The organism is Ruegeria sp. HKCCA6837 (genome assembly GCF_013034475.1).
Lineage (GTDB): Bacteria > Pseudomonadota > Alphaproteobacteria > Rhodobacterales > Rhodobacteraceae > Ruegeria.
This window is the reverse complement of record NZ_WQGD01000010.1, coordinates 136,560-160,717: the sequence shown is the minus strand read 5'-3', so window position 1 is coordinate 160,717 and position 24,158 is coordinate 136,560. Positions and strand designations below refer to the sequence as shown.

Below are 24,158 nucleotides of genomic sequence, written 5' to 3'. Positions count from 1 at the left end.
CCATGCCGCGTACATTGGTGATCATGGTCAAGGAACCCCATCCGGGTCGGGTGAAAACACGGTTGGGTCGCGACATCGGCATGGTGAGTGCGGCATGGTGGTTCCGGCATCAGACCCGGTCGTTGATCCGGCGTCTGCGGGATCCACGCTGGCAGATCGTATTGGCGGTGTCCCCGGATGCAGAGGGTCTGAACAGTCGGGTCTGGCCGGCTGATTTGCCGCGTGCCGCACAGGGGCGTGGCGATCTGGGGGATCGGATGGGGCGAATGCTGCGGGGCATGCCCAAAGGTCCGGTTTGCCTGATCGGTGCCGATATTCCGGGAATTTCGCGGGCTCACATTGCCAGTGCCTTTGGTGCACTGGGGCGATCACAGATGGTGTTCGGCCCAGCGCCGGATGGCGGTTACTGGCTGGTTGGCGCGCAACGCTATGCGGCTTTGCCAGCAGGTCTGTTTCGCAATGTGCGCTGGTCGACGGAACACGCTTTGGCGGACACGTTGGCCACGGTTCCCGGCGCGCGGGTCTCGTTGATGGATCACCTGCGCGATGTGGATACGGTGGCCGATCTGAAAGCCTGAAGTTTTTTGATCATGACGCGGTCGCAAACGCGTGATAGGCCGAAGATATGACTCGCATCCCCACCAAGCAGGAGGTCCTGGACTGGATCTCGGCGAACCCCACTCTGACGTCGAAACGCGATATCGCCAAGGCCTTTGGCATCAAGGGCGCAGATCGGATTGATCTCAAGCGCATCCTCAAAGAACTTGAGGCCGAAGGGCATCTTGAAAAGCGCAAGCGCAGCTATCGCGACCCGGATCGCCTGCCACCGGTCAGCGTTTTGCAGGTCAAAGCACCGAATGCCGATGGCGACCTGTTCGCGCGCCCGCTGGAGTGGCATGGCGAGGGGGTCGAGCCCATCGTGCTGATCATTGCCCGCGCCAGTGATCCGGCGCTGGGCGAGGGCGACCGCATTCTGGCGCGTCTGACCGTGGTGCATGAAGAAGATCATAACTATGAAGCCCGCCTGATCCGCCGCATCGGAACCAACCCGCGCAAAATTGTCGGCATCTTCCGCAAGGGCGCCGAAGGGGGGCGGATCGTGCCCATCGACAAGGCCGGATCCACCGAATGGCTGGTTGCCGACGGGGCACTGCTGGGCGCCAAAGACGGCGAGTTGGTCGAAGCTGAGCAGGCGGGACCCAAAAACCGCATGGGTCTGCCGCGTGCGCGCATTGTTGAACGCTTGGGTGATCCGACCGCGCCCAAGGCTGTGTCACTGATCGCGATTCATCAGCACGGCATTCCAGATGACTTCCCCGATAAGGTGATTGCCGAGGCGGACAAGGCCAAGCCTGTTGGTTTGAAGGGCCGCGAAGACCTTAGGGAAATGCCTTTGCTCACCATCGACCCTTCGGACGCGCGGGATCATGACGACGCCTGTTACGCGCATGCCGACGACGACCCGAAGAACCCGGGCGGGCACGTGATCTGGGTCGCCATTGCAGATGTCGCCGCTTATGTGCAGCCCGGAACTGCCCTGGATCGTGAGGCGCGAAAGCGGGGCAACTCAAGCTATTTCCCGGATCGTGTGGTTCCGATGCTGCCGGATCGCTTGTCAGGCGATTTGTGTTCCTTGCACGAAGGGGTGCCCCGCGCTTGTATCGCTGTGCGGATGCAGATCGACGGAGATGGGAACAAGATTGGACATCGCTTTGTCCGCGGACTGATGCGGTCGGCCGCCTCGCTGAATTACACAGAAGTACAAAAGGCCATTGACGGCACTCCGAATGATCGCACCGGGCCGTTGCTGGAGCCAGTGTTAAAACCGCTCTATGCCGCGTACGCTGCCTTGAAAAAGGCTCGCGCGGTGCGGCAGCCGCTAGAGCTTGATTTGCCCGAACGCAAGATCCTCCTGTCCGAAACCGGGGAAGTAACGAGTGTTGCTTTCCGCGACCGTTTGGATGCCCATAAGCTGATCGAGGAGTTCATGATCCTCGCCAATGTCGCCGCTGCTGAAACCCTGATTGCCAAGCGCCGCCCGCTATTGTTCCGTGTGCACGAGGAACCCGCGCCTGAGAAGCTTGAAAGCCTGCGGGAAACAGCACAGGCGGCGGGTCTGAACCTGGCCAAGGGGCAGGTATTGCAGACCCGGCATCTGAACGCATTGCTGAACGCAGCTGCGGGGACAGAGGACGCGGAACTCATCAATCTGACCACTCTGCGGTCGATGGCGCAGGCTTATTATAACCCCGAGAACTTCGGGCATTTCGGATTGGCGCTGCGGAACTATGCGCATTTCACATCACCCATCCGCCGCTATGCCGACCTGATCGTACATCGCGCTCTGATCTCGGCCCATGGCTGGGGCAAGGACGGGCTATCTGAAGATGAAATTATGCGCTTGGACGAAACCGCCACGCACATCTCGGACACAGAGCGCCGTTCGATGATGGCGGAACGGGACACAACCGATCGTTATCTGGCCGCCTATCTGAGCGAGCGGGTGGGCAATGAGTTTTCTGGCCGGATCAGCGGCATCGCCCGTTTTGGGGCCTTCGTGAAAATGGACGAAACCGGCGCAGACGGGCTGGTGCCGGTGCGGTCTTTGGGGCGCGAGTTCTTTCATTTCGACCGCGAGGCCGGGACGCTGATGGGGTCGGACACCGGCCTGATCATCTCCATCGGTCAGCGTGTCACCGTTCGCTTGACCGAAGCAACACCTGTTACTGGCGGTCTGGAACTGGAACTTTTGTCGATCGACGATCAGGCGCTGCCGCGCGGACGGGGTCAACCCAAGCGGGCGACCCGCCGAAAGGCTGTCAGCACCAAGCGCAAGAAGGACAAGATCAAGCGCAAGGTGGAACGCAAGCGCCGTCAGAGGTGATAGGTAAGCGCCCGGGCGATCAGCCACCCGTGGCGGTTCGGATCTATCTGATGCGGGTCGTCGAACAGAACGGCGCGGGTCCCGTCAATGCGATCTTCATTCGGGAAGGCTGAAGTGAAGTCACCCATCAATCGGCTTTGACAATGCACGAACAGTGCGAAACTGGCCGACTTGTGTGCCCCCAGCCGGATCGTTGATCCTTTGGGTGCAAGATACGCAGGTTGGCCCCAGCGCAACTCCTTTCGCAGCGGGGTGGCCGCGGGCAGAGTTGTTGCCGTGTCAATGATCAGGTCACGCAGCGCAAGGGCCCCTGCGCGCGCGGGCGGTGCCAAGGCTTCGAATGCTGCGGCGACTTTGGGGTTATCAAAAGGTTTCAAACGGGTATCGCCTGTTCCATCCGGTCCACGTAACTGTTCAACACATTATCCTGTTTGATGCGCTGGGTCAGCGGGGTATCCGCAGGCGTTGCGCGCATTGCAGCAAGCATTGGACCGACGCTCATGTCCGCAGACGTCGGCTTATTCCCCAGCAGGAAGGAGGATTGCCAAAGATAGGCCGAGATCGCCTCGAGATCGCGTTCAACCCTGTCCAACCGTTCGGACAGCGAAAACCGCCCAATCCCTTGAGACGTAATCCCCTTCAGAACAGATTTTCGGATTGCGTTGGACGCCGGCTTGCGGATCAGGGCCGGTATCCCGGTAAAGAAGGTTTCGCGTAGGATCGGCCACACGTCGTCATTGCCCCAACGGTCCAGAACGATGTGAAAATACAGGTGTTCTTCGGCCATGCGCACCAAAGCGCGGGAATGCGCCTTTTCAACATCTGTCAGCCCCTGATCGAAATTTGCGCCGTTGGTTTCCAGCCAGTCGCGGATCAGGTCGCTGTCGGGGATCAGACGCTCGGGTGTGCGCAGAACGGGTAGTTTCTGATGCGGCATCTTTCGGGGATCAAGCATGTCAGAGCGCTGCCATTTCCGGCCGGAATGTTGCAGCATCAAAGCCGTCTTGACGCAGAACGGGCTGGCACTGAACAGGCCGAAGGCAGAAGGATAGGTGAGAAGGGTCAGCATCACTGGGCTCCGTTTGTGGGGATGCTTGATACGTAGTCGGCACTGATGACAGTTTCTGACATTAGGTTTAAGCTAGGGTGTATCATGTCTCGCACAGCACGACTGTTCCAATTGATGCAGGCCCTGCGTTCTGGCCCGTCGCCGAAAACCTCGGCGCAACTGGCGCAGGATCTGGATGTGTCTGCCCGGACGATCCATCGCGATATCGATGCGCTACGTGGTCTGGGGGCCGTTATCGACGGCGAAGCGGGGTTTGGGTTTACCCTGATCGAGGATGCAACATTGCCCCCGCTGGGTTTCACCGATGATGAGCTTGAGGCGCTGGTTCTGGGCCTGCGCGAAGTACAGGTTATTGGTGACCCGGCCTTGGCGGATGCCGCCAGTGCCGCACTGCGAAAGTTGCAGGGCCGCTTGCCACCGCGTCAGTCGCACAGGCTGAGTCACGCAATTCTGGCGGCCACCCGATTTAATCGTCCTCCGGCACCGACGATAGACGCTTCAACCCTGCGGCAGGCAGCCTGGGACGAGCGCACGGTAGAGTTTTCGTATACCGACGCAAAGGGAGAGGCCACGCGTCGGCGCGTGGATCCGCTTAGCATCGTCTATATGGACCGCTCGAATGTGTTGCTCAGCTGGTGCCATCTGAGGCAGGATTTTCGCGTTTTTCGCCTGGACCGGATGCAGGATATGTGCGTGACGGATCAAAGCTTTAGGCCAAACCGGGTGCCGATGCTGCGCGATGTGCTGGCCCGCATCCGCGCCGACCGGGAAGCACAAGACTGCGAGACAGGTGCCTGAGCGCTTTGTGATTTGCCGATTTTGCGCTACCTTAGGGTTGAGCAGTAATCAGGAAAAATCGGTATGCATAAATGCGTAGGCGGCGTCATGACCGTCGCATTATGGGCATCCATGGTGCAGGCGGACACAACAGACACTGGAAAATGGTCGGGCAGTGATGCTCTTGGCGAAACGATACAGCTGGCTTCGGCAGACTTGGCTGTTTCGCTTCGACCCGTTCCGCGACCATCGATCGAGGCGCTGCAGGTTTCTGCAGCAGCGGCAGCACGGTTTCAGGTCTGGCTGAGCGCGTTTCAGGATAGGGCGCGGCAGCAGGGAATAACGCAACGGACGTTGTCTCAGGTGTTTTCGGACATAACCTTTGACGAAGACATCATCGCGCGGGATCGAAATCAGGCCGAATTCTCGAAGCCGATCTGGGCTTATTTGGACTCGGCGGTTTCGGACACGCGATTGTCAAACGGGCGTGCCGCCATGCAACGGCACCGGCAGGTGCTGAAGCAGATTGAGGCTGAATATGGTGTCGAGAAAGAGGTTGTAACGGCAATCTGGGGGCTGGAAACCTCGTTTGGGTCCTATCGTGGCAGTAGCCGCACGCTCAGGTCTCTGGCGACACTGGCCTTTGACGCACGGCGTGCTCAGTTCTTCGAAACCCAGTTGATCGCTGCCCTGCAGATCGTGCAGGCAGGTGATGTCAGCGCTGCGAACATGTTAGGCAGCTGGGCGGGTGCGATGGGCCACACGCAATTCATGCCGACCTCGTATCTTGATCATGCGGTCGACTTTGACGGAGATGGCCGCCGCGACATCTGGTCAGACGATCCAACGGATGCATTGGCCTCGGCGGCGTCGTATCTGGCACAACACGGCTGGACCAAGGGGCAACCTTGGGGGGTTGAGGTGCGATTGCCCGCGGGCTTTGACTACGCTTCGGCCCGGCGAGACTTCACCCGGATGCCGTCCGAATGGGCTGCACAGGGTGTTGTGGGAACCGATGGCAACGCTGTTCCAGACCACGGTCGGGCGGCGATCCTGCTTCCGGCCGGAGGGCAGGGCGTTGCCTTGATGATCTTTGACAATTTCAGTGTGATCGAAGCGTATAACGGGGCCGACGCCTATGTGATCGGGATCGGGCATCTGTCTGACCGGCTTGCCGGAGGCGCACCGTTTCAATCCAACTGGCCGCGCGCGGACCGGGTGTTGAGTTTTTCCGAGAAAAAGGAACTGCAAACCCGCCTGACCAATGCCGGGTTTGATACAAAGGGTATAGATGGGCGCGCTGGGCCGAACACGATCAGCGCGGTGCGCGCATACCAACTGGCGCAAGGTTTGCGGCCAGATGGGTATCCAACTGAGGAATTATTGGAGCGGCTGCGATAAGGCAGTCGTAAAACCCAGGGCCGGCTCAGTTTCAAACGCGGGCGCTGACTGCGTCTTTCACGATTTGGCCTTGTGAAGCCTCCTGTCTGCCACCACTCACACGGCAGACAGGAGGTAGACCCTGCGGGATGGCAGGTTGCGATACAGGCCGAGGTAATATTCTTCCGAATCGCATGCGAATATTTGAAGTTGACGTGGGTGAAATCAAGTTTTTTGTCGCGCGTAAACTTATGGTAGCTGTTGGCAAGAGGTCTCGTAACTATTGACGACTGTCTTCTCAAAGGTGGCAACGTGCAGAGTTCTACGTCTGGGTTTGCAGTAAGAAACGTAAGTTTGAAGCCAAATAAGAAAAGGGACGCTGTTCAAAGCGTCCCCTGACTCTATAATTGCGAAATGGCTTACGAGGCCGCTTTCATCAATCCTTGTGCGATGATCTCGGCCTGCGCCTCATCCAGCGATTTGTGGATTCGCACGAACATCTCGTCGATATCTGCGGGGGTCAGGATCAGCGGGGGTGATATGATCATCCGGTCGCCGACATGGCGCATGATCAGGTTGTTGGCAAAGCACCGGTCGCGACAGATATAGCCGACAGTGCCTGGCTCGGACGCGAATTTGGCGCGGCTGGCCTTGTCTGGTGTCAACGCGATTGAGGCCATCATGCCGACAATCTTTGCCTCACCGACCAACGGGTGTTCGGCCAGAGCCTCCCATTTTTCCTTCAGGTAAGGGGCAGCTACATCGCGTACATGCTCGACGATTTTCTCTTCTTCAAGAATGCGCAGATTTTCCAAAGCTACGGCAGCGGCGACCGGATGGCCGGAATAGGTGTAGCCGTGGTTGAACTCGGTGCCGCCGATCACTTGGGCAATCTCGTCGTTCACGATTGATCCACCGATGGGCGCATAACCCGAGCTCAGGCCCTTGGCGATGGTCATGATGTGCGGCTTGATCCCGACGGTTTGCGAACCGAACCAATTGCCGGTACGGCCAAATCCGCAGATGACCTCGTCGGCGATCAAAAGGATGTCGTACTTGTCACAGATACGCTGGATTTCCGGCCAATAGGTATCCGGCGCGACGATCACGCCGCCTGCGCCTTGCACGGGTTCGGCGATAAAGGCTGCAACGCGGTCTTCGCCCAGTTCCAGAATGGCTTCTTCCAGTTCGCGTGCGCGGGCCAGTCCGAATTCTTCGGGCGACATGTCACCACCTTCGGCCCACCAATTGGGTTGGTTGATGTGGTGAATGTTTGGAATCGGGATGCCGCCTTGCGCGTGCATTCCTGCCATACCTCCCAATGAGGCCGAGCCCACGGAAGACCCGTGGTAGGCATTATGGCGGCTAATGATGATGTTCTTATTCGGCTGGCCTTTTTCGGCCCAGTAAGTTCGGACCAGACGGATATTGGTGTCGTTGGCCTCGGACCCGCCCGCCGCAAAGAAGACGTGGTTCAGATCGCCAGGCGCCAACTCGGCAATCTTTGCGGCCAGCGCTATGGCCGGAACGTGGGTCGTTTTGAAAAATGTGTTGTAATAGGGCAGTTCACGCATCTGACGTGCGGCTACTTCGGCCAGTTCGTCGCGACCGTAACCGATATTGACGCACCACAAGCCAGCCATGGCGTCAAGAATCTCTTCGCCCTCGCTGTCGGTCAGATAGACCCCCTTGGCGCGAGTGATCACGCGTGCGCCTTCCTGACCCAGCGCGCCGTTGGCAGAAAATGGATGAAGGTGATGCGCGGCGTCCAGTGCCTGTAGTTCGGCGGTTGGCATATGGTTGGTGATGGTGGACATCTGAGGCTCTCCCACAAAAGCAGTGGTGATCACAATATGATCAAATTTTGGACTGTCAATCGAATCGGACGAAATCAGCCTGATGTGAGCGACTCCGAGATCAATTCCATACCCTGTTCAATGTCCTGAGCGGTAGCTTTTGCCGCCTTTTCAGCGTCTCCGTTTCGTAATGCGCTGATTATATCCTTATGCCGATCAGGCAGGCTTTGCGTGCCAAAGCGACCGCACACCACACGCAGAGACGGGCCAAAACGCAGCCACAGTCTTTCGGCAAGATCACTGAGAATCGCTGCATTGGCGTGGGAATATAGCGATTCATGAAAGGCCTGGTTCAAACGCAGATAGCCCCCAACGTCGCCATCTGCGATCATATGATCCAGCTGTTTGTCGATACGCTCAAGATGATCTATGTCGTCTGCCTGTAAATTCGCAGTGGCGAGTCTGGAAAGCTCTGATTCTATTGAGATTCTGGCGAAAATCATCTGCTCAATGTCGTCGGAGGTCAAAAGCGGAACGCTAACGCGGCGGTTACCTTGAAATACCAAGGCCCCGTCCGAAATCAGCCTACGGATTGCCTCGCGGACCGGGGTCATTCCAACACCCAGCGAATCAGTCAGACCCTGGATTGTGACGGGTTGCCCAGGGACCAATTCCCCAAACAGGATCTGCGACCTGAGGGTTTGATAAACCTGCTCGTGCGCGGGCTGTTTCCCGCTTTCGGCTTGCGGCGAAGATGCCTTATTTTTGATCAAATCCAATTGGTTCATCCTATTTCGACATACCCTGACTTGTCAGGTGACAGACCTCGTGAAACCATACGCTGGATCAGGGAAAAACGCAAAACTTGATCAAATCCAAAAAAACGGGAAAATAGCCGTACACTTGCAGGGAGAAGAATATGACAATCAAAACGCTGACCATGACAGCGGTCATCGCATTGGGGACTTCAGCGGCTTTCGCTGAAGAGGTGCGTGTCTACAACTGGTCCGACTACATCGACGAAGAGCTTCTGAGCAAATTCGAGGAAGAAACTGGTCTGACCCTCATCTACGACGTGTTTGACAGCAACGAGGTTCTGGAAACCAAGATGCTGGCTGGTGGTTCGGGCTATGACGTGGTGGTGCCTTCTGGCACGTTCCTTCAACGTCAAATTCAGGCAGGGGCGTTTCAGGAACTGGATGCGGCCAAATTGTCGAATGCGGGCAACCTTTGGGACGTTATTCAAGAGCGAACTGCTGGATATGACCCAAACAACGCCTATTCGATTAACTATATGTGGGGCACCACGGGCATTGGTGTGAATGTCGACAAGGTCAAAGAAGCCTTGGGCGACGATGTGGCACTGAACAGCATGGATCTGGTTTTGAAGCCAGAGAACATGGAAAAACTGGCGTCGTGTGGTGTTCATTTCCTTGATGCGCCAGCCGAAATGATACCAATGACCTTGCAGTACATCGGTGAGGACCCCGACAGCCACGATCCGGATGTGATCAAGAAAGTTGAAGACGTTCTGACAAGCGTTCGCCCTCATATCCAGAAATTCCACAGCTCGGAATATATCAACGCGCTGGCAAATGGTGATATTTGCGTCGCCGTGGGTTGGTCGGGCGATATTCTGCAAGCTCGGGACCGCGCAGCCGAAGCTGACAACGGCGTAAACATTGAATATCACCCGTTCGCAGAAGGATCTTTGATGTGGTTCGACCAGATGGCGATTCCGGCTGATGCGCCGAATCCGGAAGGCGCGCACAAGTTCCTGAATTTCATTCTGGATGCCAACAACATGGCGGCTGCATCCAACTACGTCTACTACGCTAATGGCAACGAAGCTTCGCAGGAGTTCCTCGAGGAAGACGTGATCGGCGATCCGGCGATTTATCCGGATGAGGCCACGATGCAAAACCTGTACATCACGACGCCATATCCCGCGAAAACGCAGCGCGTCGTGACTCGTCTTTGGACCAAGATCAAGTCAGGTACCTGATCGGAGTGAACAAGCGCGGGGCGGTCAGGAAACCGCCCCGCTGCAATTTTGTCCTTTAAGACAAGCGGGGGCTGCTTTGAATTCTGACGTCTTTGAGCCATGGGAAGACCCACAGGCGAAACCTTTGATCCAGTTCCAGAATGTGACCAAGCGCTTCGGCGAGTTCACAGCGATCGACAACCTGTCGCTGGATATTTTCGAACGTGAGTTCTTTGCGCTGCTCGGCCCGTCAGGGTGCGGCAAGACAACGATGATGCGGATGCTTGCCGGGTTCGAGACCCCGACCGAAGGCCATATTCTACTGGGCGGTCAGGATATCGACCCGATCCCACCGAACAAGCGGGCCGTGAACATGATGTTTCAGTCATATGCCCTTTTCCCGCATCTCAGCGTCTGGGAAAACATCGCGTTTGGTCTGCGCCGGGACAACATGCCGAAACATGACCTGGATGAGCGTGTTGAAGAGATGTTGCGTCTGACACGGTTGGAGCAGTTTGCCCGCCGTAAGCCGCATCAGATTTCAGGTGGACAACGACAGCGCGTGGCTTTGGCGCGCTCGCTGGCGAAGGCTCCAAAACTTCTGCTGTTGGACGAACCGTTGGGCGCGCTCGACAAGAAACTGCGCCAAGATACGCAGTTCGAATTGATGGATATTCAAGAGAAAACGGGCACGACTTTCGTGATCGTCACCCACGACCAGGAAGAAGCCATGACCGTTGCTAGCCGCGTGGCAGTGATGGATCAGGGGCAGCTGATGCAGGTTGCCACGCCCGACCGGATTTATGAAAACCCGGCTTCGGTCTATGTCGCTGATTTCATTGGAGATGTGAACATTATCGAAGGCCGTGCAGTCCCATCGGGGGAGGATACTTATCAGATTGATTGGGCCGAAGGTCAGGCCCCTTTGACGGCGTCATCGTCAACCGGATTCTCGAACGGTCAGTCTTGTCATCTGGCGATCCGCCCTGAAAAAGTGACTATCTCTGCCGAGCGGCCGGCCGATGCGGTCAACGCCGTTCAGGGCAAGGTTCATGACATTGCCTATCTGGGCAATCTGTCCACCTATCACGTCGAACTGCAAAATGGCACAATCATCAAGGCGCAGACGGCCAACACCCGCCGCATCTCGCGCCGTTCGTTCACCTGGGAAGACCCGGTCTGGCTGTCCTGGACAGCGACGGCTGCGGTTTTGTTGGCCAACTGATGCGCCGCGCTGTTCTGATCGCCATCCCTTATGTCTGGCTGTTGGCATTGTTTCTGGTGCCGTTCTTCATTGTCTTGAAGATTTCACTGTCGGACACGGCGCTTGCCATTCCGCCCTATACTCCGACTTTGGACTTTTCAGCCGGTTGGGCGGGGATCAAAGATTTCTTCAGTCAGCTGGATTTTGAGAATTATGTCTGGCTCACCGAAGACGATTTGTATTGGAAAGCCTACCTGTCCAGCGTCAAGATCGCTTTGATCTCGACCTTCCTGACGCTGTTAGTTGGCTACCCTATTGCCTATGGCATGGCACGTGCACCCCAGGAATGGCGTCCGACGCTGATGATGCTGGTTATCCTGCCCTTCTGGACCTCATTCCTAATCCGGGTTTACGCGTGGATGGGTATTCTTTCGAACGAAGGGTACCTGAATCAGATTTTGCTTTGGACGGGTCTCATCTCGACCCCGCTGACGATCCTGAACACCTCGACCGCTGTCTATATCGGCATCGTTTACACCTATCTACCCTTCATGATCCTGCCTATCTACTCGGCTTTGGAGCGCTTGGATGGATCACTGATCGAGGCAGCCGAAGATCTGGGATGTTCCCGTTTGCAAGCGTTCTGGCTGGTGACGATTCCGCTGTCCAAACCCGGGATCATCGCGGGTTGCTTCCTTGTGATGATCCCAGTGATCGGTGAGTTTGTGATCCCCTCGCTTCTGGGCGGTTCAGGTACGCTGATGATCGGCAAGGTTCTGTGGGAGGAGTTCTTCTCGAACCGAGACTGGCCGGTGGCCAGTGCTGTGGCCATCGTGTTGCTGTTGATCCTGGTGATTCCCATTGTGCTGTTCCAGCGGAACCAGCAGAAACAGGCGGAGGCCGACGGATGAACAGATTAAGTTGGTTCAATACGGTTTCGCTGACGTTGGGATTTGCGTTCCTGTACATCCCGATGATCATCCTGATCGTTTTCAGCTTTAATGAAAGCAAGCTGGTCACGGTCTGGGCCGGGTTTTCTACCAAATGGTACGGAGAGCTTCTTCAGAACGAGGCGTTTTTGGATGCTGCCTGGGTCACGATCCGGGTCGCGGTGTTTTCGTCGACACTGGCAACGATTCTGGGAACGGCTGCCGCTTATGTGCTTGTCCGAAGCGGGCGGTTCTTTGGCCGGACGCTGTTTTCCGGCATGATCTATGCACCGTTGGTGATGCCCGAAGTGATCACCGGTCTGTCACTGTTGCTGCTGTTTATCGGAATTGGTCTGGATCGCGGTATTCTGACCATCGTGCTGGCCCACACGACCTTTTCGATGTGTTTCGTTTCGGTTGTTGTGTCCTCGCGCCTCATCACTTTCGATCGCTCGTTGGAGGAAGCTGCGCTGGATTTGGGATGTTCACCGGCGCAGGCGTTCCGCCTTGTCACCCTGCCGATCATCGCACCGGCGGTGATCTCGGGTTGGTTGCTGGCCTTCACCTTGTCGCTGGACGATCTGGTGATTGCCTCTTTCACCTCGGGGCCGTCGGCCACGACATTGCCGATCAAGATCTTCTCGGCCGTGCGCCTTGGCGTCAGTCCGGAAATCAACGCGTTGTCCACGATCATGATTGCCGTGGTGACAGTTGGGGTGATTACGGCCTCGCTTGTGACCAAACGGGCGATGGTCAGGCAGCGGCAGGATGAGATGGCCGCGGCACGCACCGAATGAAGCGGGTATTTCCCGACTACGCTTATAGCGACGCACCACGCGACGGCTGTTGGTGGGACGAAACAGTGCCTGCCTTGGATTGGCCAGAGTTGCAGGGCGACACGAAGGTGGATGTCGCGGTTGTTGGTGGCGGGTTTACTGGCGTTTCCGCTGCCCTGCATTTGGCTGAAGCCGCTTCAGTTGCGGTCTTCGAAGCTGGTCCGCCGGGGTGGGGTGCGTCGGGGCGAAATGGCGGTTTCTGCTGTGTCGGTGGGTCCAAACTTAGTTCAGCGATGATGGAGCGTCGCTACGGGCGCGCTGCGGCGCAAGCCTATGCTGCGGCGGAAGAAGATGCGGTGAACCTGGTCGCCGCTCTTCTTGACCAGCATGGGATAGCAGCAGACAGACATTCCAGCGGAGAAACCCAATTGGCGCATTCGAACCACGCCATGGACGTGTTGCGCAGAAACCAAGATGAGATGGGCGTGCTGCATGATGCAGCAGACTTACCCGGGTTGGGATTGGGCGGTCCCTTTTTGGGTGGGTACACGCACCCGGTTGGCTTTGGCCTGAACCCTCGCAAATACTTGTTTGGGCTTGCGAAAGCAGCGGAAGCTTTGGGTGTGCGCCTGTTTCAAAACAGCCCGGTGCAGCGTATCGACAAAACTGCATCAGGATTTGCTTTGAAAACACATACTGGGCAGGTCCACGCAGAAATCGTGCTGATCTGCACCAACGGGTATTCCAGCGAAGACATTCCGGATTGGATGTCGGGGCGGTACATGCCTGCCCAGTCTACGGTTATGGTTACGCGACCGCTCAGCCAGGCCGAGCAAATGGCACAGGGCTGGACGTCGGACCAGATGTGTTACGACACACGTAACCTTCTGCATTACTTCCGCCTGATGCCGGACGGGCGATTTCTGTTTGGCATGCGGGGCGGGCTGCGGTCCTCAGTGCAAACAGAAGCATCCATACGGGCAAAGGTTCAGCAGGATTTCAAAAAGATGTTTCCGGCCTGGTCACAGGTTGAAGCCACGCATCTTTGGTCCGGATTGGTGTGCATGTCCCGTGCGCTGACGCCTTATGTCGGTCCCATACCTGAGCAGCCGGGCATGTACGCTGGCTTTGCATATCACGGCAACGGCGTCGCTATGGGAACCTATTGTGGCCGAGCCTTGGCAAGGCTGGCCTTGGGGCAGAATGCCGGCTTGCCCACGCTCATGAGTCAAACACCTCAGCGGTTTCCAATGGGACGTTGGCGGCGGGCAATCATGCCGCCAGCCTATGCCCTGATGGCTCTTGCGGATCTTAGATAAAGCCGACGATCACAAAGCAGCCGTTTCCAGCCTCAGACCTTCTGCATAATCGGGCGCGCCATTCTCCGCGCGCCACAGACAATAGCTTGCCATACGCCAGGCGTACCAGGGTTTGAGGTGCTGATAGCGGGCTACGATTTCCGCATTATCATAGGCGAACAAAAACTGGTCTTCCTCTGCTTTTGACAGAGGTGCCCCCCGGTACAGCCGTTGCATGGCAGGCGACAGGAACAAGGCAAGGTCTTCGGTTGGGTCGCCACGGGCCGGGCATTGCCAGTCGATCAATGTCAGGCCGTCAGTTGCAACCAAAATGTTGCCTGCAACAGGATCACCATGGATCAAACATGTCCGTTCCGTGGGCGCGACCTCCATCGTTGGTTGCTGTTCAAACAACCTGTGCCGTGCCTCCGAGGTGCAGCCTTGTAGAATGCGACACCCGTGGGCCTTTAGATCGGCACTGCCGTTACATCCGGCCGGGGCCGGGACGGAAAGCACAAGGTCATGCAATCGTCGCAACAACCTGCCAACCGTATCGGTGCCCTTCTGCCAGGGTGTTCCGGGTGCGTGGTCATAAAAAACCCAATGTGCGTCTTTGTGCCGTCCAGCTGCACGCAAGCGCGGCACGAAGCCTTCCGGGCCAAGGGCCTCCAGGCACCGCGCCTCGAGTTCAGCGTCATTGCGAAACAGCGGATTGCGCAGCGTGGTGCTGTAAAGCTTCAGCACCTTGTCGCCTCCGTCCTCTAGAACTTTCCAAACTTGGTTGGTGCGTCCGCCATACAGCGTTTCAAAACGCGGGTATGTGCTGACCAGCCCCTGAGCGCAGAGGTGGTCAACCAGATCGCGAGGAGGTGCAGGCGTTTCGGGCAGAGGTTCCGTCACTTCTTTTAGCGAGTCAATTTGCCAAGCTTTGGACGCTCCTGTGCCGCAGATCAAGCACCAGTTCGAACGGCGTTCACCTCGCCTGCGGAAATCACCTGCCCGCCGCTGAGGGTTAATAGCACTGAGTTGCCCCCAACCTGTGCTTCTACAACGCGGTTATAGGCAGCAGCTGGCGTTTGAGACAGCGGTTCTCCATTCTTGTGGCTTTCCAGTGTAGCAGTGTAGTTGCCGGTGCCTATCGGATCGCCCGATGCGGTCACGCCAGCCCACACAAACTCGGATTGTGCTGGGGACACTGTCATTCTATCGAGAACGGTTCCGTTTTCGTCACGTATTACCAGTTTGGCAGTGTCGGCCTTTGGATCAGCCTGAGCAAACAGTGTCTTGGGCTGACCGTCAAAATGGAAAGCAGATGTTGATCGGACGTCCATGCCGACCCAGCTTGCAAGCTCATTCAGATTGACGCTGCCCAAAGTGCTGGCCAAAGACGACAAGTGATCATTGGTTTGAACTTGTTGTTCGACCATCGAGAACTGGGCCAACTGCGATGCGTACTGAGTCGAGTCCATGGGTTCTAACGGATCCTGATTCTGTGCTTGGGCAGTGAGCATTTGCAAGAAGGTCTCAAAGTCAGATGTGATCGCAGAGGTCTGTGTATTCTCTGCGGATTGCTGAGAGGTCGATGCTTGTGTGGTGGTGACGGGAGTAATCATCGGTCAAAACCTCATGTCGATGCCCCGGCCTGGGACCTGAATTTGTTGCAGAGATACGATTTGAGCATCCGAATCGCTTTGCGGGTCATCGAACGCAGATCCGGACTCGGGTGTATCGGTGCCAACCGCCTGGCCATCCGCATCGGAAGATGTGCCCAGATCAAAGTTCAATTCACCGTATCCCAGTTTCTGAAACTCTTCCGCAAGTACGGATAAATGGCGTCGCATCAGCTCTAGGGTCTCGGGGCGTTCGGTGGCAATTGTCATATGCATGCCGTCGTCGCGCCCGTTCAGAACAATGGAAACTCGCCCCAACTCTTCAGGGTTCAGCGCTATCTCCATTGCTCCGGATCCCGCACGACCCTGAATCGACGCCGCAAGTTGACCAGCGATTGCTCGTGCGATTTCGGCGCGGGCAAAAGTTGACTGTCCAGAAAGGTGTTGCGTCGTTTCACGCGGAGCGGTTTGGAGTGCTTCGTCCTTGGTAACAACTGTGGTTTCAGCGCTCTGATCAAGGACCGCGTGTTCCTTCTCGATAAGGTCTACCAACATTTGAAGCTGTGCAACAGGCGGCGCGTGGGCCGGTTTTGTTGATTTGATTGTTGCGGGCGTGACCTCAGACCGTTGCGTGGACTCAATGCTTTGAGATGTTGGGGCGGATTCCGGGGCGTTGAACGTGCCTTTTGCCTTAGTCAGGTGGTCAATCGGTCGGCTCTCCTTTGCGACCGCGACAGGCGTCACGTGCTGGTTCAAAGCAGGCAGTACCTGACCTGTCTTGGATCGCGTTAATGCGGGTGCAGGAGCATCAACCGGGTCGGGCTGGCTTGTTGTCGATGAAAACTTTGGCCGTTCCGGGTCATTTTCAGCGGATGCACTAGGATCACCTGCCGATGCCAGTGTGTTACTTGAAAGCCCTCCTTCAGCCACAGGCTGACTATACGCGACATGTGTTGAAGAGCTCACCAGTTCCACTACACGAAGAGGTTCTAAAAGCGGGGCAGCTTCGGGTTCCGCCATATCTATGCTTTGTGCTTCTGCGTCCGGCGTTTCGATTTCAGGGGCGGCAAGGGACAGGTCGGTATCGGGCAGATCGTCGGTTTTTCCATCTTGGCCCAGGATGTCCTCAAAGCGTGTCACCCCGCTGGCCTGCCCCATTTCATTTTGTGACGAGGTCGGTTTTGCAGGGGCTATTGACGCCGTAGTGGCCAGCATAATTGAGTTGGGCATTTTGCTCCGGCTCCGTGTGATTGGCCAGAACTCTGCACTCAGGAAGTTACGTTTATTTTAACTGCTTTCGCTTTTGATCGAGAAAGTTCGAAGCAAATTTCGGAGAAAGCTATGCAAGTTTCCACCCACGCGCAGGCGGGCCAAATTCCTTTGGCCCAGACCCAACTCAAAGAAGCAGCCGTTGAACTGGAGGCGGCCTTTTTAAGTGAAATGCTAAAATCCGCTGGGCTGGGAGAAACGCGCCAGAGTTTTGGCGGTGGGGCAGGGGAAGACCAGTTTGGCTCGTTTCTTGTTCAGCATCAGGCGCAGCAACTCGCCCGGTCCGGCGGCGTCGGTCTTTCTGAAATACTGCTCAAGTCGTTGATGGAGAAAGCTGATGACATCTGAGGTCAACATGACGCTGATCAAGTCTTTGGAAGAGGTTCTGGATCTTGAGCGCGCGGCGCTAGTGCAAGGGGATCTTGATCGATTGACGCATATGGTTCCGGAAAAAGAGAAGCTGATCGGCGCAATAAATGATCTTCAAGTGCAGGACAGCGACGCATTGATTCGGGTGCAGCAGAAGGTCGCGCGTAATCAGGCCTTGCTGAACAGTGCGGCCGACGGAATCCGCGCCGTGGCCAGCCGCATGGCTGAACTGCGCCGGGTTCGGCAGGAATTCAGTACCTACGGCGCTGATGGTCAGCGCAGCGAATTCGCGATGCGTGGAACAGTGAAATTGGAAAAAAGGGCATAGGCAGGAGTTTGATTCAAATCCGAAATTTCCCGCCTTGAGGTTTTAGCACTCCGTTAGGGGATCTGGTTCAAGAGTGAGGCTGCACCTGAGAATGGCAGGTGGCGCGATTGGCCAAGCGGCGCATCGCATAGGTCAGAACGACACCAATGCCCGCAGGTTTTGCGGGGTGAACACGGGCAAAATGGCTCAAACGGAAAAGGATGACAGCAATGTCCAGCATTCTGACAAACAATGGCGCGATGGTTGCGCTGCAGACACTGAAGTCGGTAAACAAAAATCTGGCGATGACGCAGAACGCGATTTCGACCGGTAAGGATGTCGCGACGGCCAAGGACAATTCGGCAGTTTGGGCGATATCCAAAGTGATGGAATCGGATGTCAAAGGCTTCAACGCCATCAAGGACAGCCTGGCGTTGGGGGAATCGACCGTTGCTGTGGCCCGGAACGCGTCGGAAACCGTGACCGATCTGCTGACACAGATGAAGGAAAAGATCGTTGCAGCGCAGGAAGACAACGTTGACCGCGGCAAAATCAACGATGACGTGACTGCTCTGAAAGACCAGATCAACTCGGTTGTCAGCGCCGCGCAGTTCAACGGTCTGAACCTGGTGGACGGCTCGGCAGGCTCTGCGTCGATCCTCGCGTCCTTGGATCGGGACAGCCTTGGCAATGTCACGGCATCGTCGATCACTGTAACAGGTCAGGACTTGTCCACTGGTGGTTACACCGCAGCCCAGGTATTTGACGGTTCAACCGGGGCGTCTACTGGCAATGACCGAGTTGGTGCGACTATCGACAACGGTGCGACTTCAGCAACCGCTCTGGTTACGGATGAATCCAGCGGGGCCTTCGCGGCGGGTGACAAGGTAGTTGTCGCAATTGACGATCAGGTTGTGTCGTACACAGTTTCCGCAGCCGATGCAGCCGCGACCACAACGGGCGACCTGGTTGCCGTGGGTCTGAAAGCAAAGATCGAGGAGTTGGGGATTTCCGGCCTGACTGTTGACTACGATTCTGGCACTCAAGGCACTCTGTCCATCACCAATTCGACCGGCGACGACATCTCGTTCTCGGCTCAATACGTGAACGCTGGTTCGGGTGGTCTGGGTGCGTTGACGGGCATTGACGTCTCGACCGGCGCTGGCGCGACTGCCGCTTTGGCAACGATCGAAACGCTGATCGATACCTCGATTGACGCATCGGCTGCTTTCGGGTCCTCGCAGGGTCGGATCGAGACCCAGAAAGAGTTCATCTCGAACCTGGCTGATTCGTTCAAGTCCGGCATCGGCTCGCTTGTCGATGCGGACATGGAGGAGACTTCTGCGCGGCTGCAGGCGCTGCAGGTACAACAGCAGCTGGCTACTCAGTCGTTGTCGATCGCCAACCAGGCACCACAGTCGATCCTGTCGTTGTTCCGCTAAATCACAAAGCGGGTCGGGGCATGATTTTAGTGCCCCGACCCTGATCGCCTGACGACGGCCCTTTGGAAGGATTTCAAGTGATACCGCAAACGCTCGCCCACCGCGCTTACGCTCAAACCGCCGCGCCAACACGAACGCCCCGGGATACCGAATATGAGGCAATTTCCAGGATCACGCGGCGTCTTAAGGCCGCAACAGCCCGCAAGGCGACAGATTTCTCGGCGTTTGTTCAGGCCGTTCATGAGAATCGACGGCTTTGGGGGGTGCTGGCAACAGGCGTCGCGGATTCTGCGAACGCTTTGCCAAACGATCTGCGGGCGCGGATATTCTACCTTGCCGAGTTTACCGAACAACACAGCAGTCGTGTGTTGGGAGACGGTGCAACGGTCGAGCCACTGTTGGAAATCAACACGGCCGTATTGCGCGGGCTGCGTCAAATGGGGGCGACCTGATGAGCGGTTTGGTCCTGAAACTTGCCCCGAAGGAAAGAGTGCTTATCAACGGCGTGGTTATTGAGAACGGGGATCGTCGGAGCAGGTTTTCAATCATGACGCCACAGGCAAACGTTCTGCGGCTGCGGGATGCGATCCATCCTGACGAAGTTAATACGCCTGTGCGCCGTGTCTGTTATGCCGCGCAGCTGGTTTTGTCAGGTGACATGGAGCCGGATCAGGCACGTCAGCAATTGCTGCGTCGCGTGGAAGAGTTGAGCCAGGTGTTCACGGATGCGGACAGTCGCAAGGTGCTGTCAGAGGCCACGGATGCCTTGGTGGCCGAGCATTACTACAAATGTCTTAAGTCCCTGCGTTCGCTTCTACCGCGTGAAGAGCGGCTTATGGCCTATCAGCAATGACCTTTCAGCCAGTTATCCCCACCGGTGGAATTGTAGGCTGGCGGTTTCTTCAGCGTACGTACGACAACCAGTTCCAAAGTTTCTCGTCTTCCTCGGTGAATGAGCGGGAGACGCGGTATTTTCTTGAGAATATCGGCAAGGTGGAATCTGCAGAACAGCTGGTGTCGGATCGCAGGTTATTGCAGGTCGCCTTGGGCGCGTTTGGATTAGAAGGCGATTTGGACAATCGGTTTTTTGTCCGCAAAATCCTTGAAGACGGAACGCGAGCCGATGACGCTTTGTCCAACCGTCTGGCGGACAAACGGTATCGAGAGTTCTCTGACGCTTTCGGGTTTGGGCCCGGGGACGTTCGGAAAACAGCGTTGAAAACCAACATGGAAAAGATTGCTCAGGCCAATGTGACGACACGGTTTGAAGTCACCGTAGGCGATTCGGACGAGACAATGCGTATCTCGCTTTACGCGCAGCGCGAGCTGGCCGATTTGGCCAAAACGGCTTCAAGCGCAGATACCAAGTGGTTTGACCTGATGGGCCTGCCCCCCTTGCGCAGCATGATGGAAACGGCGCTTGGCCTGCCTCGGTCCTTTGCTCAGCTGGATATCGACAAACAACTGGTCGAATTCAAGGACCGGCTGTTGCAGCTGACGGGCTCGGAAGATTTGTCTCAGTTTTCGGATCAGAAAGCACTCGAGCAACTGACCGACACTTACTTGGCCCGAAGTCAGATTGCGCAGCTTCAGAATACGATTTCACCGGGGCAGACGGCTCTGATCCTGCTTGGGGCTGGTTAGAAAGAGTGTTTGGTCCAGAACTGGATCGTCCTTTTTTGGGGCAGGATCATGTGTGTGCAGACAACAATTTCACGTAGGTTTTAACTGTCCAGAATGGCATCCGCCGCAGTACGTAAAGCATATGACACAACAGGTTGAGACACGTTGTGCAGCTCTACCGCACCCAAAGGCAAAGCGTTCGAGCAGGCGGGCTCGATATCTTCGGACACGACAATGCGATGCCCTTTGGTTTTCCCGAACTCTCCTAAACGTGCGGCGATATTGGCGGCTTGACCGATGACTGTGAAATCAAGGCGTTCGCGTGAACCCACATTTCCATAGGTCACGCGCCCGTAGGACACGCCGATCGAACAGTCACAATGCGTGTCAGAGCCGTCCTTACGCAGCTCCCCCAACGTTTCAACGATTTTGACCGCTGATAGTTGTGCGTTCATACGTGCGGTTGCGGCGTTCTCGTCCGCAGCTGGAAAGACGGCCAAGACAGCATCGCCAATAAACTTAAGAACTTCCCCACCGTTTTCATGAACGATACCTGAGACCGTTTCAAAGAACGCATTCAACACATTGATGTAGTCGCTGCGCCCCAGCTTTTCTTCCAGGCTTGTCGAGTTGCGCAGATCGCAGAACATGATCGCCGCGTCGATCTCATCCCCGTCCCCGCGCCGGATCTCTCCTCCTAAAACACGGGCACCCGTGCGTTTGCCGACATATGTTTCCAACAAAACCTGAGCGTTTTCTCGTTGCATGAACACTTCATAGAATCGCGCGATAACCGAAGAGCACTCGAAAACAAGGCCCAGGTTTTCTGTCGTAAACCCGTCTGGGTGATCGCAGGTCAGTGTCAGTACATTTGTCCGCCCATCGGAAAACGGCAGCGGCATTGCAACGTAATCAGTCGCCCCTTTGGCCCGTAAATCCTCCATGATCGGGAAGCTATTGTGCGGGTTGTCATCGTTCAGCCGTTGCCGCACGCCCCCCAAACCGTTCGAGACGTGGCGCAGCGGGCTGTTTATGAAGGCCGGGTGATCATGGATTTCGTATGTTGGCGCCCGGGTCAGAATCTCTTCTTCGCCTTTTTCCCAGATATAATGCTTGCCCACGATCAAGGGGTGTAGGGACCATGCCAAAATACTCAGACGCTGGATCGCGATACCGTGCTCCAGCATTTTTTCAGCCAAAGCTTCCGTAAAGCTTTCTGGTGTCGTCGCTGTCGACGCACCGCGCATCAGCCAATCAATCAGAGGCCCGCTGATGTTGCCATCGTCAACTTCGCGCAGGCGGTTGTCGCCCAAATCTATCCGTGTATAGGCGCTGGGCGTAAACCCGATGCAGCCTTGTATCGCTTTGCTTTCTGGCAAAGTGTCTTCGTAGGCCCAAACGGAATTGGTCAGTGTTTCACCAGGCAGGCTAATGTCGTGATAAGTGGCCGTGCCTTTGAACGGGCAGAAGGTTTGCAATTCAGTTTCTGCGCTCAGATCTACGCAAACGTCTGCGCGCGGCACATAAACCGTGGGCGGCAGGCGTGTTTCATACATAACCTTGGCATTTGTGCTTTCAGCCAAAAGGACGTCATCGCGGTAAATCGCAATCCTGCCGCTCAGAGGTTCGACAGAGATTCCATATCCATTCATCTTTGGTGCGGCGTGGACGTTCATAAGCGACCTCCCTTGCCTTTGGTATATTCAGAATGGGCGTTCCCATTCCACTTTCCAAGAGGCTGAAACTGGATTTTACCGGACGCGAGCGAGGGCTTCCAAGTGATCAGACCATCTGAATGACGTCTTTTTCTATCGACAGCATATAGCCTTTCTTGGCGATATTCTTGACCAAAAGCTCGCTGACCATTTGATTTCCAAGCGCGTCGCGCAGCCGTTTGATCCGCGTTGCGCCTGCGGCTTCTTCGCAGTCGGCAGCGTCGCGACCGGAAATCATTCCTTCGATCTGGGCACCGGACAGAACCTCGTCATCCAGCCGGGATTCCGCCAGAACGGATAGGGTTTCCATGGCGGCGGGCGTCAGTTTGAAATCCATATTGTTGAGGTAAACGGTGTTTTCATCACGGCTGATCAGCAGGGATGTCACCTGAATGCCGGTGCGTTCGATCTGTGCCATGCGTCGATTCATCAGAACCAGCATCACCAGAAAGACCAGTGCCGAGATCATCATCGCACTCGCGAAAACCAGCAGTACGTAGATGACCATCCGGTAACTGGACAAGGTGTCGGCAAAGGCTGTGCCCGATTGAGCCAAGATCTCAAGCAACCGGATTTCTGTTTGCGAGGTCAGGTCAGCCTCGACAAACAAACGCTCGACCCGCGCATTGAACGCATTTGCATCTGGCAAGGTCCAGAACAGAAAAATGGCGGCCGTAATCAGAATAAGAACGATGGCAGCGATGCCCAGCACAACCAGCCGGACGCCCGACCGGCGCGCATCAGAAACGGAGATAGAATTGTCCGGCATTGCCCTTCCTCTGATCCAACCCTTCTGGTCCAAAAACGGACTGAACCTCAAGCAGGGTCCAGCCTGACGCGCTCAGGCGCTGGGCGATTTCTGCTCGGGCCTGGCCCTTATCGCAGTTCGAGACTTGAATAACCCCGTAATGCAAACGCAGAGGGTTGTCCTTTTTCGCCTTGTAATCCGCATAGCAATCCGCCGCAGACGCAGCAGAGCCAAGCGATATCAGGGCCACAAAGGTCAGAGAAGAGAGGATCTGTTTCATAGGCCGCATCCTGCGCATGAGTTGCCGCGATATTCAATAACCTAAGGGGTTTGCCGGATCTGATATCCGATAACACCGGGCCGTTATTGCTTGGCAGGAACGGCTGCCCCCAGTGTCAGGGCAATCAGGACGCGGTCTGTCACATGGTCGCCCGAACAATCAGAAGGACACGCCTCATGCATAAGAAATTCATCGCTTTGATCATTGCGACCGCGGTTGCCATTACCGGCGTTTCGGCCTCTCAGGCGCGGGCAGCGGATGCAAAGGACATTTTGGGTGGTCTGGCGGCTATCGCGATCATCGGAGCTGGAGTTCATTATTATAACAAGGAAAAGGATAGGAACCGGGCGGCACGCCATCAAACTTATACTCCGAAACCTTACAAGCCCCAGCCGGTGCGCCCATTGCCGCCGCGCGTAGCCCGGTACGATCTGCCCCAGCGCTGCTTGCGTACGTATAACAGCTATTCACAGGACCATTTGTTGCTTGGTCCGAAGTGCCTCAAGAAACACTACAACCATGCCAATAGCCTGCCCCAAGAGTGCAAGGTTGGTTTCTGGAATGGCAAAAAGGTCAAGCGGGCATACGAACCTGCGTGCCTGCGCCAGAAAGGATACCGCGTCGTTTACCAGTAACATCGGTTGAGCAGGAGCGGTGCCAAAGAAGTGCCGCGTTGGAGAGGGCAGTGTGGGCGGCCC

General features: G+C 56.4%; 27 protein-coding genes. 16 read left to right on the top strand and 11 right to left on the bottom strand.

From position 1 onward, the window contains the following. Positions 1-2: 2 nt before the first annotated feature. Both GOV91_RS15065 and rnr read left to right on the top strand, forming a co-directional pair. Positions 3-578 carry a TIGR04282 family arsenosugar biosynthesis glycosyltransferase gene (locus GOV91_RS15065; protein ID WP_171236119.1) on the top strand — a complete coding sequence of 192 codons (576 nt, stop codon included), beginning with the start codon at positions 3-5 and terminating at the stop codon, positions 576-578. Positions 579-625: 47 nt separating this feature from the next. Next, positions 626-2,884 carry a ribonuclease R gene (gene rnr / locus GOV91_RS15060; RefSeq protein WP_171236118.1) on the top strand — a complete coding sequence of 753 codons (2,259 nt, stop codon included), beginning with the start codon at positions 626-628 and terminating at the stop codon, positions 2,882-2,884. Here rnr and GOV91_RS15055 read toward each other — a convergent pair. Beyond that, a complete protein-coding gene (locus tag GOV91_RS15055) occupies positions 2,875-3,261 on the bottom strand; it encodes a DUF1801 domain-containing protein (protein ID WP_171236117.1) in 387 nt (128 codons plus the stop codon). The two genes, rnr and GOV91_RS15055, sit on opposite strands and share 10 nt — an antisense overlap. Beyond that, on the bottom strand, positions 3,258-3,953 hold the full coding sequence (locus GOV91_RS15050; protein WP_171236116.1) for a glutathione S-transferase family protein: 696 nt from the start codon (positions 3,951-3,953) through the stop codon (positions 3,258-3,260). Before GOV91_RS15050 ends, GOV91_RS15055 begins: the two co-directional genes overlap by 4 nt. 84 nt (positions 3,954-4,037) lie before the next feature. On the opposite strand from GOV91_RS15050, the gene GOV91_RS15045 reads away from it, so the two are divergent. Both GOV91_RS15045 and GOV91_RS15040 read left to right on the top strand, forming a co-directional pair. Continuing rightward, positions 4,038-4,751, top strand: coding sequence for a YafY family protein (locus GOV91_RS15045; RefSeq protein WP_171095754.1), 714 nt, complete (start codon positions 4,038-4,040; stop codon positions 4,749-4,751). A 63-nt stretch (positions 4,752-4,814) separates the two neighbouring features. Then, positions 4,815-6,131, top strand: a complete 1,317-nt coding sequence (locus GOV91_RS15040; protein WP_171236115.1) for a lytic murein transglycosylase — start codon at positions 4,815-4,817, stop codon at positions 6,129-6,131. 398 nt (positions 6,132-6,529) lie between these two features. Here GOV91_RS15040 and GOV91_RS15035 read toward each other — a convergent pair whose 3' ends face one another. Next, positions 6,530-7,927 (bottom strand): aspartate aminotransferase family protein, encoded by a 1,398-nt coding sequence (locus GOV91_RS15035; protein WP_171180353.1) that lies wholly within the window; start codon positions 7,925-7,927, stop codon positions 6,530-6,532. A 74-nt stretch (positions 7,928-8,001) separates the two neighbouring features. Next, a complete protein-coding gene (locus GOV91_RS15030; RefSeq protein ID WP_253284404.1) occupies positions 8,002-8,685 on the bottom strand; it encodes a GntR family transcriptional regulator in 684 nt (227 codons plus the stop codon). A gap of 140 nt (positions 8,686-8,825) precedes the next feature. Between GOV91_RS15030 and GOV91_RS15025 the strand changes: the two genes are divergently transcribed. The 5 genes from GOV91_RS15025 (at position 8,826) to GOV91_RS15005 (ending at position 14,118) form a co-directional block, all read left to right on the top strand. Next, on the top strand, positions 8,826-9,911 hold the full coding sequence (locus GOV91_RS15025) for a polyamine ABC transporter substrate-binding protein (RefSeq protein WP_171236113.1): 1,086 nt from the start codon (positions 8,826-8,828) through the stop codon (positions 9,909-9,911). A 76-nt stretch (positions 9,912-9,987) separates the two neighbouring features. After that, positions 9,988-11,115 (top strand): ABC transporter ATP-binding protein, encoded by a 1,128-nt coding sequence (locus tag GOV91_RS15020; RefSeq protein WP_171236112.1) that lies wholly within the window; start codon positions 9,988-9,990, stop codon positions 11,113-11,115. Beyond that, a complete protein-coding gene (locus tag GOV91_RS15015) occupies positions 11,115-12,005 on the top strand; it encodes an ABC transporter permease subunit (RefSeq protein ID WP_171236111.1) in 891 nt (296 codons plus the stop codon). Before GOV91_RS15020 ends, GOV91_RS15015 begins: the two co-directional genes overlap by 1 nt. Then, positions 12,002-12,820, top strand: a complete 819-nt coding sequence (locus tag GOV91_RS15010) for an ABC transporter permease (RefSeq protein WP_171180347.1) — start codon at positions 12,002-12,004, stop codon at positions 12,818-12,820. Before GOV91_RS15015 ends, GOV91_RS15010 begins: the two co-directional genes overlap by 4 nt. Then, a complete protein-coding gene (locus GOV91_RS15005) occupies positions 12,817-14,118 on the top strand; it encodes an FAD-binding oxidoreductase (RefSeq protein WP_171236110.1) in 1,302 nt (433 codons plus the stop codon). The genes GOV91_RS15010 and GOV91_RS15005 overlap by 4 nt, the downstream gene beginning before the upstream one ends. A gap of 9 nt (positions 14,119-14,127) precedes the next feature. On the opposite strand, the gene GOV91_RS15000 is transcribed toward GOV91_RS15005, so the two are convergent. Genes GOV91_RS15000 through GOV91_RS14990 form a run of 3 tightly spaced genes read right to left on the bottom strand, consistent with a single transcriptional unit; the run spans position 14,128 to position 16,937 of the window. Beyond that, on the bottom strand, positions 14,128-14,997 hold the full coding sequence (locus tag GOV91_RS15000) for a phosphotransferase family protein (RefSeq protein WP_371732326.1): 870 nt from the start codon (positions 14,995-14,997) through the stop codon (positions 14,128-14,130). A gap of 50 nt (positions 14,998-15,047) precedes the next feature. Then, complete coding sequence (locus GOV91_RS14995) at positions 15,048-15,710, bottom strand: flagellar hook capping FlgD N-terminal domain-containing protein (protein WP_171236109.1); 663 nt, start codon at positions 15,708-15,710, stop codon at positions 15,048-15,050. A gap of 3 nt (positions 15,711-15,713) precedes the next feature. Continuing rightward, entirely contained in the window at positions 15,714-16,937 is a 1,224-nt protein-coding gene (locus GOV91_RS14990) for a flagellar hook-length control protein FliK (protein WP_171236108.1), read from the bottom strand. 111 nt (positions 16,938-17,048) lie between these two features. Here GOV91_RS14990 and GOV91_RS14985 point away from each other — a divergent pair, with 111 nt between their 5' ends. Together GOV91_RS14985 and GOV91_RS14980 are read left to right on the top strand one after the other, a co-directional pair. Continuing rightward, positions 17,049-17,324, top strand: a complete 276-nt coding sequence (locus GOV91_RS14985; protein ID WP_171236107.1) for a rod-binding protein — start codon at positions 17,049-17,051, stop codon at positions 17,322-17,324. Next, entirely contained in the window at positions 17,314-17,673 is a 360-nt protein-coding gene (locus GOV91_RS14980) for a flagellar export chaperone FlgN (protein ID WP_171236106.1), read from the top strand. The genes GOV91_RS14985 and GOV91_RS14980 overlap by 11 nt, the downstream gene beginning before the upstream one ends. A gap of 67 nt (positions 17,674-17,740) precedes the next feature. Here the strand turns inward: GOV91_RS14980 and GOV91_RS14975 are convergent, their stop codons facing one another. Continuing rightward, on the bottom strand, positions 17,741-17,893 hold the full coding sequence (locus GOV91_RS14975; RefSeq protein ID WP_171236105.1) for a hypothetical protein: 153 nt from the start codon (positions 17,891-17,893) through the stop codon (positions 17,741-17,743). On the opposite strand from GOV91_RS14975, the gene GOV91_RS14970 reads away from it, so the two are divergent. The 4 genes from GOV91_RS14970 (at position 17,883) to GOV91_RS14955 (ending at position 20,738) form a co-directional block, all read left to right on the top strand. Further along, positions 17,883-19,094, top strand: a complete 1,212-nt coding sequence (locus GOV91_RS14970) for a flagellin (protein WP_171236104.1) — start codon at positions 17,883-17,885, stop codon at positions 19,092-19,094. The genes GOV91_RS14975 and GOV91_RS14970 overlap by 11 nt on opposite strands. A 77-nt stretch (positions 19,095-19,171) precedes the next feature. Further along, positions 19,172-19,546: a flagellar biosynthesis regulator FlaF gene (gene flaF, locus GOV91_RS14965; RefSeq protein WP_171236103.1), complete on the top strand. Its 375-nt coding sequence runs from the start codon at positions 19,172-19,174 to the stop codon at positions 19,544-19,546. Beyond that, complete coding sequence (flbT, locus tag GOV91_RS14960) at positions 19,546-19,947, top strand: flagellar biosynthesis repressor FlbT (RefSeq protein ID WP_171236102.1); 402 nt, start codon at positions 19,546-19,548, stop codon at positions 19,945-19,947. The genes flaF and flbT overlap by 1 nt, the downstream gene beginning before the upstream one ends. Further along, entirely contained in the window at positions 19,944-20,738 is a 795-nt protein-coding gene (locus tag GOV91_RS14955) for a DUF1217 domain-containing protein (RefSeq protein WP_171236101.1), read from the top strand. The genes flbT and GOV91_RS14955 overlap by 4 nt, the downstream gene beginning before the upstream one ends. An 80-nt stretch (positions 20,739-20,818) precedes the next feature. Here GOV91_RS14955 and GOV91_RS14950 read toward each other — a convergent pair whose 3' ends face one another. The 3 genes from GOV91_RS14950 to GOV91_RS14940 form a co-directional block, all read right to left on the bottom strand. After that, entirely contained in the window at positions 20,819-22,393 is a 1,575-nt protein-coding gene (locus GOV91_RS14950) for a DUF427 domain-containing protein (protein WP_171236100.1), read from the bottom strand. Between the two features lie 106 nt (positions 22,394-22,499). Continuing rightward, complete coding sequence (locus GOV91_RS14945) at positions 22,500-23,201, bottom strand: helix-turn-helix domain-containing protein (RefSeq protein WP_171236099.1); 702 nt, start codon at positions 23,199-23,201, stop codon at positions 22,500-22,502. After that, complete coding sequence (locus GOV91_RS14940) at positions 23,173-23,460, bottom strand: hypothetical protein (RefSeq protein WP_171236098.1); 288 nt, start codon at positions 23,458-23,460, stop codon at positions 23,173-23,175. Before GOV91_RS14940 ends, GOV91_RS14945 begins: the two co-directional genes overlap by 29 nt. A 176-nt stretch (positions 23,461-23,636) precedes the next feature. Between GOV91_RS14940 and GOV91_RS14935 the strand changes: the two genes are divergently transcribed. Then, positions 23,637-24,095, top strand: coding sequence for a hypothetical protein (locus GOV91_RS14935; RefSeq protein ID WP_171236097.1), 459 nt, complete (start codon positions 23,637-23,639; stop codon positions 24,093-24,095). Positions 24,096-24,158: the final 63 nt, after the last annotated feature.